The sequence below is a fragment of the Vagococcus bubulae genome (assembly GCF_003950315.1).
Classification (GTDB): Bacteria; Bacillota; Bacilli; order Lactobacillales; family Vagococcaceae; genus Vagococcus; species Vagococcus bubulae.
In genome coordinates, this window is the sequence record NZ_NGJT01000017.1 from 19,481 (window position 1) to 33,253 (window position 13,773).

General features: G+C 33.7%; 17 protein-coding genes. 4 read left to right on the top strand and 13 right to left on the bottom strand.

Annotated elements, in window-relative coordinates:
• Window positions 1-45 precede the first annotated feature (45 nt).
• On the bottom strand, window positions 46-1,071 hold the full coding sequence (locus CBF36_RS08950) for a threonine aldolase family protein (RefSeq protein WP_125958119.1): 1,026 nt from the start codon (window positions 1,069-1,071) through the stop codon (window positions 46-48).
• 396 nt (window positions 1,072-1,467) lie between these two features.
• Here CBF36_RS08950 and CBF36_RS08955 point away from each other — a divergent pair, with 396 nt between their 5' ends.
• Entirely contained in the window at window positions 1,468-2,040 is a 573-nt protein-coding gene (locus CBF36_RS08955) for a hypothetical protein (protein ID WP_125958120.1), read from the top strand.
• A gap of 10 nt (window positions 2,041-2,050) precedes the next feature.
• Complete coding sequence (locus tag CBF36_RS08960; RefSeq protein ID WP_125958121.1) at window positions 2,051-3,079, top strand: helix-turn-helix transcriptional regulator; 1,029 nt, start codon at window positions 2,051-2,053, stop codon at window positions 3,077-3,079.
• A gap of 30 nt (window positions 3,080-3,109) precedes the next feature.
• Here CBF36_RS08960 and folP read toward each other — a convergent pair whose 3' ends face one another.
• From folP to CBF36_RS09010, 10 genes are all read right to left on the bottom strand, one after another.
• Window positions 3,110-3,889, bottom strand: coding sequence for a dihydropteroate synthase (folP, locus tag CBF36_RS08965; protein ID WP_243638005.1), 780 nt, complete (start codon window positions 3,887-3,889; stop codon window positions 3,110-3,112).
• Between the two features lies 1 nt (window position 3,890).
• Window positions 3,891-4,457, bottom strand: coding sequence for a non-canonical purine NTP pyrophosphatase (locus tag CBF36_RS08970; RefSeq protein ID WP_125958122.1), 567 nt, complete (start codon window positions 4,455-4,457; stop codon window positions 3,891-3,893).
• Window positions 4,458-4,459: 2 nt separating this feature from the next.
• Complete coding sequence (folE, locus tag CBF36_RS08975; RefSeq protein WP_125958123.1) at window positions 4,460-5,023, bottom strand: GTP cyclohydrolase I FolE; 564 nt, start codon at window positions 5,021-5,023, stop codon at window positions 4,460-4,462.
• Between the two features lies 1 nt (window position 5,024).
• Window positions 5,025-5,516: a 2-amino-4-hydroxy-6-hydroxymethyldihydropteridine diphosphokinase gene (gene folK / locus CBF36_RS08980; RefSeq protein ID WP_333502255.1), complete on the bottom strand. Its 492-nt coding sequence runs from the start codon at window positions 5,514-5,516 to the stop codon at window positions 5,025-5,027.
• On the bottom strand, window positions 5,517-5,879 hold the full coding sequence (gene folB / locus CBF36_RS08985) for a dihydroneopterin aldolase (RefSeq protein WP_125958124.1): 363 nt from the start codon (window positions 5,877-5,879) through the stop codon (window positions 5,517-5,519). It lies immediately after the preceding gene.
• A 132-nt stretch (window positions 5,880-6,011) separates the two neighbouring features.
• Window positions 6,012-7,199, bottom strand: coding sequence for a serine hydrolase (locus CBF36_RS08990; RefSeq protein ID WP_125958125.1), 1,188 nt, complete (start codon window positions 7,197-7,199; stop codon window positions 6,012-6,014).
• Window positions 7,200-7,334: 135 nt separating this feature from the next.
• A complete protein-coding gene (locus CBF36_RS08995; protein ID WP_125958126.1) occupies window positions 7,335-8,102 on the bottom strand; it encodes a dimethylarginine dimethylaminohydrolase family protein in 768 nt (255 codons plus the stop codon).
• Between the two features lie 224 nt (window positions 8,103-8,326).
• Complete coding sequence (locus CBF36_RS09000; RefSeq protein ID WP_071456657.1) at window positions 8,327-8,587, bottom strand: metal-sensitive transcriptional regulator; 261 nt, start codon at window positions 8,585-8,587, stop codon at window positions 8,327-8,329.
• Between the two features lie 19 nt (window positions 8,588-8,606).
• A complete protein-coding gene (locus CBF36_RS09005; RefSeq protein WP_125958127.1) occupies window positions 8,607-10,247 on the bottom strand; it encodes an FAD-dependent oxidoreductase in 1,641 nt (546 codons plus the stop codon).
• 1 nt (window position 10,248) lies between these two features.
• The gene (locus CBF36_RS09010) at window positions 10,249-10,560 is read right to left on the bottom strand and encodes a rhodanese-like domain-containing protein (protein ID WP_125958128.1); all 312 of its coding nucleotides are present in this window, start codon (window positions 10,558-10,560) and stop codon (window positions 10,249-10,251) included.
• Window positions 10,561-10,745: 185 nt separating this feature from the next.
• On the opposite strand from CBF36_RS09010, the gene CBF36_RS09015 reads away from it, so the two are divergent.
• Window positions 10,746-11,558 (top strand): NUDIX domain-containing protein, encoded by an 813-nt coding sequence (locus CBF36_RS09015; RefSeq protein ID WP_125958129.1) that lies wholly within the window; start codon window positions 10,746-10,748, stop codon window positions 11,556-11,558.
• 21 nt (window positions 11,559-11,579) lie between these two features.
• Window positions 11,580-12,269, top strand: a complete 690-nt coding sequence (locus CBF36_RS09020; protein WP_165865444.1) for an alpha/beta fold hydrolase — start codon at window positions 11,580-11,582, stop codon at window positions 12,267-12,269.
• 39 nt (window positions 12,270-12,308) lie between these two features.
• On the opposite strand, the gene CBF36_RS09025 is transcribed toward CBF36_RS09020, so the two are convergent.
• Together CBF36_RS09025 and CBF36_RS09030 are read right to left on the bottom strand one after the other, a co-directional pair.
• Window positions 12,309-13,139 carry a pyruvate, water dikinase regulatory protein gene (locus CBF36_RS09025; RefSeq protein ID WP_125958131.1) on the bottom strand — a complete coding sequence of 277 codons (831 nt, stop codon included), beginning with the start codon at window positions 13,137-13,139 and terminating at the stop codon, window positions 12,309-12,311.
• Window positions 13,126-13,758 (bottom strand): helix-turn-helix transcriptional regulator, encoded by a 633-nt coding sequence (locus CBF36_RS09030; RefSeq protein ID WP_125958132.1) that lies wholly within the window; start codon window positions 13,756-13,758, stop codon window positions 13,126-13,128. The genes CBF36_RS09025 and CBF36_RS09030 overlap by 14 nt, the downstream gene beginning before the upstream one ends.
• Window positions 13,759-13,773 lie beyond the last annotated feature (15 nt).

Consider the following 13,773-nt stretch of genomic DNA (forward strand, 5'->3'; position numbering starts at 1 on the left):
AGGTAAATAAAAAAGAGGTGATTTAGTATCACCCCATGCATTCATTTATATGTACGTTATTAATTCATCTACATTTTTTTCTAAAGTACCCCAACTTGTCGCAAACCTAACAACCATATGATTATCATCATATCTTTCCCACATAGCAAAAGAAACATGTTGTTTTAATTTCTCTACTTGTTCATTTGTCATAATGATAAACTGTTGATTAGTTGGAGAATCAAAGAATAACTCATAGCCTTTATCTAAAAAGGCTTGTTTGATTTTTAAAGACATAGCGACAGCATGCCGACTTATATCAAAATACAAGTTATCCGTAAATAACTCTAAAAACTGGACCCCTAATAATCTTCCTTTTGCAAGTAACGCACCATGTTGTTTAACGATAGAAACAAAATGCTTTGGTTCATTATTTTTGGTAAACACAACTGCTTCCCCACATAATGCACCAATTTTTGTTCCACCTATATAAAATACATCAGAAAAACGAGCAATGTCTTGAATTGTCACCTCTGACTCTTCGCTCACTAGTCCGTAGCCTAAACGAGCACCGTCAATAAATAGTGGCAACCCATTTTCTTGGCAAACATTAGATAAAGCTTCTAATTCATCATAAGTATAAAGCGTCCCATACTCTGTTGGATAAGAAATATATACCATACCAGGTGAGACCATGTGTTCTTTTGTTTCATCTGCATTAAATAAATCAAGATACTCTTTAACAGAAGTTGCTGTAATCTTTCCATTAATTGATGGCAGGGTTAGTACTTTGTGACCACTATACTCAATCGCCCCAGCTTCTCTTACATTAATATGACCTGTTTCAGGTGCTAGAACCCCTTCAAATTTATCTAGTAACGCATCAATCACGATTTGATTAGTCTGTGTTCCACCAACTAAAAAACGAACGGAGGCATTCTGACACTCTATCAGTTCTTTAATATTTTCAATCGCCTGTTTTGTGAAGGAGTCTGAGCCATAACCGTATTCCTGTTCCATATTTGTTTCCATTAGTCGTTGCAACACTTTTTCGTGAGCTCCCTCAAGATAATCATTAGCAAATGATATCATTCAAATACCTCCATTCATTTTTTATCAAACTTTTTCATTTTGTAATATTTACAATATACGGATTTTTTTGTTTATTTTTTGTAAAAAATATTCTTTTTAATATTTTTATGTATTAAAAACAAACTTGTATAAAAACCTCATTAAATATTAATAGTATCTTAATTTATTTACCACATTAAGTCAAATGATTTTCAAAAATAATTCTGAAAAATTGAAGAAAACAACTAAATATCACTACATTATACTAACTTTTTTTATAAAAAATTCTATTTTTTTAATTTTAATCAACTATTTTATATTTACATCATTAAAAATATGTGTTAAATAAGTAATAGTTCATTATATGTTTATTATCACGTTATATAATATAATGATACAATGGAGGAGTTAGTAAAAATGATTAACACAAAACGTTCAACAAAAAAATTAGCCTATTTAGCTGTAGCTATTGCAACAAACACCTTATTAGGTTCCATCATCACCTTTTCAGGGGTGCCTTTTTTATTTCTTGATTCTATTGGCACCATTTTTATTTCATCACATTTTAAACTAAAATACGGGCTTCTAACGGCTGTTGGAACACACTTCTTATTGTCAGTTATCCATGGCCCACTTGCCCTACCTTTTATGCTAGTTAGTTTATCTATTGCAGTGGTGTCACATTTTTTTAAATCATTTATGCATTCTTATAAAAAAGCGATTTTGGCAGGTATCTTCATAGCAGTGGTTGGGGCATTATTTAGCACTCCTGTTCGAATTATTTTATATGGTGGATTTAAAGGCGTGCAGAAATCTGTTAGTGATTTATTCTTTATCTTACTAAATCACTCTGGTTTTACTTATTTTACATCTGTCTATTTCAGTACTTTTATTGATTTAGTTGGTGATAAAGTCATCTCTTGCTTACTCATTACTTATCTAACAAATTTAGCACCTTTTAAAAAATACCTAAGAAAACTTAAATGGTAGGGAGGTTTTTATGTCTAGTCAGGAAAGAATCTTAATTATATTTATTCGATTGCTTCAAGGAAACAAGTTATCAAAAATAGATTTAATGGAAGAATTTCATAAAAATGGCAGTACGATTCAGCGAGATATAGCTATTATCGATGAGTTACTTCATAAACTAAACTCGAGTTTACCAGCTTCAAAGTTCTCTCCTTTTAAAAACCTTGGGGAATTAGATCGTTCTCATAGAGGGTATTATCAACTCACTGATTTTAGTCAATCATCATATATGGATGACTATGAACTATTTATGATTTTTAAAGTTCTATTTGCAAGTAGAGGGTTTCATGAAAATGAGTTGAAAACGATATATTACAAATTATTTGCAAATGTATCGAATCAATATACAATGGATAGATTATTATCTAATGAACGATTTTATTATGAAGGTGTTCCTAAACAAGACCTCTACCCTACTATCAAATTATTGTTAAATGCTATGTTAAATCAACAAAAAGTTGAATTTTCTTATACTAAAAATGGTGAGACAAAAATTTTTAAACGTGTCCCAATGGATATTTATTTTTCTGATTTGTATTTTTTTATGATTTCTGCTAAACACACAACTAAAGATGATACCGATTTTGATGCCCTTAATAAATTTAGAATCAATAATATGACTCACATTACGATTTTAAACGAACACGAATCTGTCGAATATGCGAATCGATTTCAAGGTGGTGTTTTAAGAAATCAGACGGCTTTACCTTTTTTTGGCGAGCCAATAACATTGGTTATTGATTTTTTTTACGAACCGGCTTATGTCCTAGATAGGTTTCCAAATTCCGTCATAAAAAGAGTTAATAGTGACGGTAGCCACCGTATTGAAATTCCTGCTAATAATGGCTACGGAGTTAAGATGTGGTTGTTAGAACAAGGGGCTCACGTCAAAGTCATTTCACCAAAATATATACAAAATTATCTAATTGATAACATGAAGAAAACGCTCTCCTACTATGATATTTCAATTAATGAAGAAAAGCCAAATCTATCCCAGTGATAGGTTGGGCTTTTCTTTGTTAATTCTTTGTTAATTCATTTTTAACTTGTTCCAAACAGCTAACGTATCGCTCATCCCTTTGACATTGTGGACTCTAACCATCTCTACTCCTTTTTCCAGTGAATAAAGTGAGGCTGCTACTGATCCAAAATCTCGTTCTTTTGGTTTATCTTCATTAATTAAATGAGCTATCGTTCGTTTTCTTGATACACCATAAAGTAGTGGATAATCTTCATAACGGCATTTTTCTGGAAAAGATAAAATCAACTCATTGTCTTCCATGGATTTATGGAAGCCAATCCCTGGATCAAAACAGATGTTTTCTTTCGAAATATTATGTGCTTGACATAAAGCAATTTTCTCTTGATAAAATTGTGCCAAATCATCAAAAATAGAAACACCTTCTTGTCTAGGACGTGAGTGCATTATAATAATTGGTGCTTGATATTTAGCTACGACTTCTACCATTCCTGATACATCCATCCCCTTTACATCATTTACAATGTCTGCACCTGCCTCTAACGCCGCTTTAGCTACTTCTGGGAAATAGGTATCAATTGAGATGGGAATGTCACTAAACGCTCGGATTGCCTGAATAACAGGTACAACACGTTTCATCTCTTCATCAAAACTTATTTCAACATATCCTGGGCGAGTGGATTGTCCTCCAATGTCAATAATATCAACACCATCTTCAATCATCTCTTTGGCATGTTTCACAGCTATTTCAACATCTGTATAATCGCCACCATCAGAAAAAGAATCTGGTGTGACATTTAATATTCCCATAATCGGTTTATCATAAAACATGTTAACGCCTCCGTAATAATTCTTTAAACGCTTGATTTCTTGGACTTAATTCATCACGTTGCTCATCACTAAGTAATGACATAGTCTGAGTATAGCCTGTTGGGATTAAAATCGAATCAAATCCATAACCGCCACCCTCACAAATGGACTCTGATACAAATCCTGATAATGCTTTTTCGACAATCACTGGTTTATCCTCAAGGTTATATAAAACTAAGCAAGCATGAAGCTTAAATCGTCTATCTGCCTGGTTGGCTAATAAGGTTAGTAATTGCTCGTTCATTTGTCTATCGGTTAATTCTTTTTGAAAAAAACGAGAAGTGTGAATACCTAGCTTATTCGGAAAAGCAAATAATTCTAACCCTCCGTCATCTCCAATCACAGGTTTTCTTAAAATAGTTGCCACTTCTCTTGCTTTTATTAAGGCATTCTCTTGATAGGTATTTCCTGTTTCGTTAATGCTAATTGGTTCACGAAAATTTGTATAAGAGCAAATCACTTCATTTGGAAAAGCAACTTGCAATTCATGTATTTTTTGTTTATTGTTGCTTGCGACTATTAAATCCATGGTTAATCCAAAGCTCTTAAAAAGTCATTTTTTACGTCTTTATCTTCTTTAAATACTCCTTGATAATGAAATGTCTTCGTTACACTGCCTCTTGCCTTCACTCCACGCATCGCCATACACATATGCTCAGCTTCAATTGATACAGCGACCCCTTTGGTTTTAACTTTTTCATTAATTAAATTCGCAATTTGAATCGTTAAATCTTCTTGAACATTTGGTCGTTTCGCACAAAAATCCACCATTCGAGCCACTTTACTTAAACCTAATACTTTATTATCACTTGGAATATAAGCCACATGCGCTTTCCCAAAAAATGGCAGTAAATGATGCTCGCACATAGAATAAAATTCAATATCTTTTACTAGTACCATGTCATCTTCATTCAAACTTGGAAAGACTTTGTAATTAGTAAATTCCTTTTCTCGTACGGAAGAAAAGACTTCTGCATACATTTTCGCCACACGTTTTGGTGTTTCTTTCAATCCATCTCGGTCAATATCTTCCCCAATAGCTGTTAGTATTGTTTTTACGGCTTCTTCAATTTGTAATTGCTTATCTTGTTCCATCCTAATCCCAACTTTCATTTGTCTGTCTAACCTCATCAGCATTTCCTGATTCATTTATCCATTCATCCAGTGTTTTTCCTAATAAGTGTTGTTTTGTGTATACATCTTTTAAAGGGATTAACACAAAGGAACGTTTGGTTATTTCTTTATGTGGGATGATTAAATCAGGTGTATCCATTTCTAACTCTCCCATTAATAATATATCAATATCGATCGTTCTTGGTCCCCAACGAATCAATCGTTCTCTATCTAAATTCGCTTCGATTTCATTGACTACTTTTAATAACTCGTGCGGTGATAAATCTGTGTTAACTCGTATGACTGCATTTAGATAATTATCTTGTGGCACATCACCATATGGATCCGTTTCGTAAATAATTGATTTATCTATCACTTGGATATTCGCATGATCATTCAATTTTTCAATCGCTTGTTTTAAATAACCTAATGAATCTCCCATATTACTACCTAATGCCAAATAAGTTTCCATCATTTAATAATCTCTTTCCATTTCTATTTCCACATTGTCAAAAAAACCGGCAATTGGTACATGATATTTTCTTGTTCTAACTAAGGCATGCTCTAACATATCACCATATTTTTCACCCAATATATCTAGCACATAATATGTTACAGCTTCAATCAAATCAAATGATTTTGCCTCTAACGCTGTTTTGACATCTGTATACACGTCGGCATAACTAATTGTTTGATGTAAATCATCTGTTTTCCCTGCTTCTTCTAACGGTAACGTCAATTCTATATCTAATTCTAGTTTTTGTCCTAGAACTTTTTCTTCTCCCATAACACCATTATAGGTGTAAACTAGCATATTATTAATTCTGACTTTTCCCATAATCTTCTCCTTAAAATATAGTATCGTCAATCCTTAGTGCTATTATACATAAAACTGTCAAAAAAGAGTCATTTTTCTTAAATAAACACAAAAAAACACATCAAGATTATGTTCATCCAGATGTGCTCGCTATTATTTTGTTAAATCTAATTGCAACATGTACTCATCAACTATCGCAGACAAATCAGAAATAGATTGCTCACTATATGAACTGTCATATCCACTTGTCATAATCGTGATAAAATAAGGATTTTTTTTATCTTTTACGAGTGCGATGTCATTACTCACTGTATACATTGGCATCCAACCTGTTTTGTGTGCCACATCTACTCCTGGCAATCCCACAGCAACCCCATCATCAAAAATACTATCTTGTAGCCAACCATAAAGCATTGCCATATTTTTACTACTATCTTTCTCATCATAAACGTACTTCATGGCTTTCGTCAAAATACGTGGTGTTGAAAACACACGATTATTAGGTGATTGAGAATCTAGTTTAGATAAAAATTGAACAAAGTTTGATTCGCCAATGTAATTTAATAACATTAGATATGCCACGTTATCACTATAACGAATCACCAACTCAGCTAACTGTTTGATTGTGTATTCTGTGCCGATTGGTTCAAACTGAATAATCCCTGTCCCATCAATTTTGAAATTGGTTGTGTAAGTTAACTTAGTATCCAAATCCACCTTTCCTTTATCTGCTAGACTCATCACGTAAGCAATAAAAGGTAATTTGATACTACTTGCTGTTCTTCTAACTTTATCTTCATGATAACCATAAGAAAAATCATTATTAACCGTTTCAATATAAACACTTATATCTCCACCATGTTTAACTAAAAAGTCATCAAGAGCTTGGTCGACTTGTTTATTAAATTCTTTTTGAGTCAGAGCCTTGGAACGTTTTTTCTCTCTAGCATTAATATACCCACTTCGATGTTCTAGATATTTTTTTTCAATAAACCCCTTTGGTGGATCACTCACTATTTCAACCCATGTTTCCTCACCCTTGACTGGTTTAACTGTCACAACTGTTCCTTTTGGTAACTTATCTTCACTAACTTGTTGCGTATTCAAATCTTTTACTGGAAAAACATGGTCAGAAACGACTTGCTCTTGATCAAATAGGCTCGCTTTATCTGATTTCTTCTCTTTGTTTTTCTTTGAATTTGTTTGACTCGTTTGAATGACTTTCTCCGAAGCCACTTTTACATCAGACGATTTAGTCCCTTTAACTAACTTAACAGATAGTGTCGTTACCAAGACTAATACACCCAACATCCCCACTAAAACCATTATCCTTTTTTTCAATTAATACTCTCCTTCATGTCGTTAACTCAAATATCTTTATTTATGATAGCACATTCAATTAAACTTTTTCTACATAAATAGCAATTATCTAGATATTTTTTGAACAACTTTGGACAGTTAATAATGATTTCTTTTTTAGAATCGTAATGATAAACAACTCAACCCACCATCTATTTTTCTAAATTCTGATGTATCCACCACGATGACGTTATACCCTAATGCTTCAATTTTTTGTTGCACTTTTGGATACCCTTTTGGAACCAAGACGTAATCATTCACCCAAATACAATTAGCCCCGTACGCTTCATCATCATCAATAGCTATCTTATTAAATGCTTCAAATTGAGGAGCTGTTTTAAATTCTCCTGAAACTAATAAATGATTATTTTCTAAATAAGAAAGTCCTGTTTTTAAATGAAGTACTTCACTTAACTCAACGACTTCTCCACTTAATCCATGTTTTTCAAGAATTGCAATCATTTGATTGGCTCCATCGATATTAGTTCGCTCAGATAATCCAATATAGAAATGGTCGCCCACCATCATGATATCACCTGCCTCAACAGTCCCAGGTTCTGTGATATATTCTATCGTGTCATAAAATTGAGTTAATGCCTCTAACATATCTGGTAAGTTTGCTTCTTCTTGACGACTTAAAGCACCTGGTCTTGTGATAATAGCACACTTACTAGTACATAATGCAACATCCTCTACAAAACACGAATCAGGAAAATCATCTTTGGGTTCTAATACTGTTACGTTAACACCTGCTTTTGTTAATGCACTAACGTAATTTTCATGTTGGACTAATGCTTTTTCGTAAATGGGTTTCCCTTCATCTACGCTAGTAATTCCTTCAGAAATGTTTTTTGATGGTACTCTTACAATGACGTTTTTAAACATTTTATCAGCTTCTTTCTTTTTATATTTTCATTAAATTATACAATTAATATTCAAAAAATCAACTGTTTTTATACAATTATTCTTGTATAAAGTATAAAAATACAACCAAAAGAATAATTAACAAAACGTTCTTTCGTAAATAAGTGATTGGGGATATTATTCTTAACAACTCATAAATAACAAAAAAACCAATTATTCACATCATGCAAATAATTGGATTTTTTTTATTTTTTTATCACTAAATCAATGGCTTCTTTGATTTTTTCATCTCGATCTTCTTGAGTAATTGATTCTTCTTCTATGCAATCAATTAAATTTTCTGCTACAACCACACCAATAGCACGGTCGATACTTGAGCGGATAGCCGATAGCTGAACCACAATGTCACGACAACTCTTGTCCTCATCTAACATTTTAAGAACTCCCCTAATTTGTCCTTCCGAACGCTTCAAACGATTACTAACTTTTCTTTTTGTGTCTTCCATTGTGACCACTCCTTATTATTTATGAAATTCCATTAATCGCCTTATAAAGCAGATAGGATCCATCTAAGTTTTTCACGTCATAACCCATTTGTGCTAACATACGTTGTGCAATGTAACTTCTTTGTCCACTTTGGCAGCTTAAAATAATTTCTTTGTCTTTTGGTAATTCAGCTGCACGTTGACGAATGTCATTAAGCGGAATATTAATAAACCCATCAATCGTTCCTTGCGCAAACTCTTCTGGTGTTCTGACATCGACTAATAATGCTCCTGATGCTTTCTCTTGTTCTAATTCAGTTAATTGAATATTTTCGGCTAAATGTTCAATAATGTTTAATGCGGCATACCCAACCATATTAACAATATCTTTTGCCGAACCAAATGGAGGGGCGTATGTTAATTCTAATTCTGGTAAGTCTTCAACTGTCAAACCACCTTTAATAGCTGTTGCTAAAACGTCAATGCGTTTATCGGCTCCATCTTTTCCAACAGCCTGTGCACCATAGATTTTACCTGTTGTTGGGTTAAATATCAACTTTAAGAAAATCATACTAGCACCAGGGTAGTATCCTGCATGGTTTTTTCCGTCAACATGAACGACATGATAGTCATAACCTAAATCTTTTACTTGTTTTTCTGTTAAACCAGTTGATGCAATGGTTTGCTCAAACACTCGAACAATCGCTGTTCCGATACTTCCTTTGTTTTTACGTGGCATACCAGCAATAACATCTGCCACTTGACGACCTTGACGATTAGCTGGTGAAGCTAGAGCGATCATGGCGTCTTCATCATTAATTTGATTTTTAACGATAATCGCGTCACCTACTGCGTGAATATCTTTGACACTTGTTTCATACGAATCGTTAACTAAGATACCACCACGCATACCCAACTCAATACCAGCAGATTCAGCTAAACCATTTTCAGGGCGAACGCCAACTGACATCAAGACTAAATCAGTGTCTATTTTTTCACCAGTATTTAATACAAGCGTTTGTCCGTTATTTTCCATCGCCACAACACCTTGACTCGTTAACACTTTCACCCCTTTATCACGCAACTCGTTCGTAATAAAGGAAGCCATTTCCGCATCTACTGTCGGTAAAACGTGTGGTGCCATCTCAATAATCGTCACTTCTAACCCACGATGAACCAGATTTTCAGCCATTTCTAATCCAATAAATCCAGCACCAATTACGACCGCTTTTTTAGGTTTGTGTTCATCTAAATAATTCATCACTTGGTCAACGTCAGGGACATTTCTTAGAGTAAATAAGTTTGTTGCGTCATTAATGCCGTCTAATGGTGGGATAAATGGTTTAGCTCCTGGTGATAAAACTAATTTATCATAGCTCATTACTTCCTCTTGACCATTATGTAACAGCGTCACTTCTTTTTTATCTGCATCAATAGAAATCACTTCTGTTTCCACTTTGACATCTAAATTAAAACGTGCTTTTAATTTTTCAGGTGTTTGTACCAATAAATCCTCACGATTGCTAATTTCACCAGAAACATAGTACGGCAATCCACAATTAGCAAATGAGACATACGGTCCTTTTTCAATAATGACAATGTCCATATTTTCTTCTAAACGTCTTAATCTTGTTGCTGCAGACATTCCACCTGCAACACCACCAACAATAATTGTTCTCATATTACTTATACCCCACTTTCAATGTTCCATTCCACATCATCATACCACCTTCAATATTATAGGCATCATACTTTTGACTAACTAAGTATTGTGTCGCACGTTTACTTCTAGGACCTGATGCACAAACCACATAAACTGTTTTTCCTTTTGGCTTATATTGTTGAATCGTATCTAATGGAACATTTTTCGCTTTAGGTATATGTCCTTGAGCAAATTCTTCAGGACTTCTCACATCTATTAATTCAATCGGTTTTTTCATTTTTTCTTGTAATTCTTGCGCTGAAATACTTGGTACTTTTTTAAATAAAAACATATATTCCTCCTAGGTATTTGTGTCTTACAAAACCAATATACCCCCTACCCTATAAAAAGGAAAGTAATTTGCTCACTTTTTTAATGTATTTCTTACCTATTTTCAATGTAAATAGGTTTCAAAATAACTGGAATCTGATAAAATAGAGGAAGATTAGTAAGTTTAAAAAGAGAGGTAGTTAGAATATGTCGACTTTCGACAAAAAAACAACAGAACAGCACTACTATGAAACACAAGTTAGTGAAGAAGAATATTTAAATTGGTATAAACAACAACATTTCCCAACACAAGATATGCCATCTGTCACAGTGGATAATGTGATATTTTGTTACAATAAAGAACAAGATGCATTGAAAGTATTGCTTATCAAACGAAGTACCCATCCTTTCAAAAATTCCTGGGCACTTCCTGGAGGATTTGTTATTCCTGGAGAAGCGACAGCAGATAGCTGTATTAGAGAAACAAAGGAAGAAACAAACGTCACGATTACTCGTGAACATGTGGAGCAACTTCACACTTTTAGTACCCCTGGACGTGATCCACGTGGTTGGGTCATCACAGTGAGTTATTTAGCTTTTATCGGAGAAGAACCACTGGATGCAGGAGATGAAGCGGCAAAAGCATCTTGGTTTGATTTAACGCGTGAAGGAAACTTGTTATATCTTACCAATCATCTTGATGCAAACATTTGTGTTAATTTAGACACTGGGGAGTCTATTGGTGAGGATTCATTAGCGTTTGACCATGCCAAAATTATTATTAAGGCTTTTAACCGAGTTTGTAATAAAATGTATCACGAACCTCAAGTCTTGCGTGTTTTGGGAAAAGATTTTACAATTAGTGAAGCAAGAAAAGTTTATGCTAAGTTTTTAGGTGTCAACTTTAAAGATATTGATCATTCAAACTTTAAAAAAGCCATGCTACCTTACTTTACCGAGATTGGAGAACGTGCAACAGGTGTTGGTCGTCCTTCAAAAATTTATGAATTAAAATCCTAATTGATTATGGGGGAATCTCTTATGGAAAAAATCATTTCATCTACTGATGGTAGCCATATTTTTTACAAAATTTTAGGTCACGGCTCACCGATCTTTTTCATTCATGGAAACAGCGGCTCTCATCACGCCTTTCAAAAGCAAGTTGATGCCTTTCAAAAAGACCATCAACTCATTTTAATGGATACTAGAGACCATGGAAAATCAACCAATGAAAGTAACCAACTTGATTTTTCTGCTATTTTTTCGGATATTCTAACAATACTAGATAATGAACAGATTGAAAAAGTGATGATGGTCGGTTTTAGTGATGGTGCAAATATTGCATTATCTTTTGCCAACTACTATCCTGAACGCATTTCCAAAATGGTATTGATTTCTCCAAATATAAGATTTGATCAATTAAAAAAGAGTAAACAACTTCTTTATCGCTCTTTATACGCTATTAGTGACCAATTTTTGCGTCTAAAAAAAGAGTCTAGGGTATTACGTTTAGCAATGAAAAATCTTCCCTTAACTAAGAATTACCGTGAAACATTAAAAATGCCGATTTTATTTATTTTTGGTGATAGAGATATTATAGATCTCAATAAAATGACTCCTTTTGTCGACTCACTAAAACAAGCTAAAATGGTGATATTTAATAAAACAGGACATTCTATTTTAAGAACAAGACCTCTTTTAGTGAATAAAGAAATTAACTCGTTTATATAAAAATTCGTGATACGCTAGTAACTGCGCATCACGAATTTTTTAGTTATTTTTATAAGCCTCTTCAATTAACTGAGCAGATTCTTCAATTGATCGGTTTTCAACGTTTATCACAATTGCCCCTAAAGAGTCATACAAATCATGGGCAAAACTCAGCTCTTCTTTTATTCTATCTAGGGAGACATAAGAAGAACTCCCATTTAACCCAAGAGAATCCAATCTAGATTGTCTCACACGCATAATATATTCTGGACTAGCTGTTAAACCAATCACTGGCACATTATTTAATTGAAATAATTCTTTTGGTATTGGCACTTCAGGAATTAATGGTAGATTGGCTACCTTGACTGAACGATTGGCTAAATACATACTTAAGGGTGTTTTCGACGTACGTGAAATTCCTAAAACCACTAAATCCGCCTTTCTAAACCCTTTTGGATCTTTTCCGTCATCGTATCTGACAGCAAACTCTATCGCCTCAATTCGCTTAAAATATTCTTGATCCATCAAATAAAGTGAGCCACTCTCATGGCTTGGTTCCATGTGTGTGCGATGAGAAATTTTTGTCATCAACTCTGTCATGTAATCAACATACTCTAAGCCTGTACTTTTAGCAAAATCCGCACAAATTTTATTTAATTCACTATCAACAAGCGTTGTCACTACAATGGCTTTTTCATTTAATGCATCTGATAAAATTTGCAGCAACACTTCTTTTGAATCAACAAATGGAAATTTTTTAATATCATAATTATCCAACTTAGGAAACTGTGCTAATACGGCATTAATGACACGTTGCGCTGTTTCTCCAATCGAATCTGAAATCACAAATAGCTGTAATTGTTTGAATTTACTTTCTCTAAAGTTGTTCATTTTTTAATTCTCTCCCTAACTTCATAAAGTGCTGTACCACTTTTGTTTTTGATAATTTACCAATGACTTGATTGGTTTCTCGACTTAATACGGGTAGTGAATCAATTTCATGATTACTTAATAAACTACCTGCTTCAAGTATGGTCATATCTGGATAAGCAACAACAATATTTGGCATACGTGTCATAATAATCGCAATGGCTAACTCCAAATCTTGATTATTCAATAAACTACGTAACAAATCTTTGCGTGAGACAAGCCCAATTAAATCTTTTGATTCTTCATCAATCACATAAAGCGACCCACAATCATACATAAATAGGGATGTTGTTGCGTCTTTAATGGTTGTATGAGGGTATATAATCACTGGATTAGACATCACCTCGTCAACTTGAACATCAAACAAATGCTCTTGTAACAATGGATCAAAGGGTAATCCCGAATAGATGTAGCCTACTTTAGGTCTAGCATCAAGAATACCTGTCATCGTTAATACAGCTAAGTCACTTCTAAGTGTTGGTTTGGTTAATCCTAATTGTTCTGCAATTTTATCGCCACTAATTGGCTCATTCGTTTTGACAATATCAATAATCTTTTTTTGTCGCTCACTAAGTTCCACAAAGACACCTCTTTT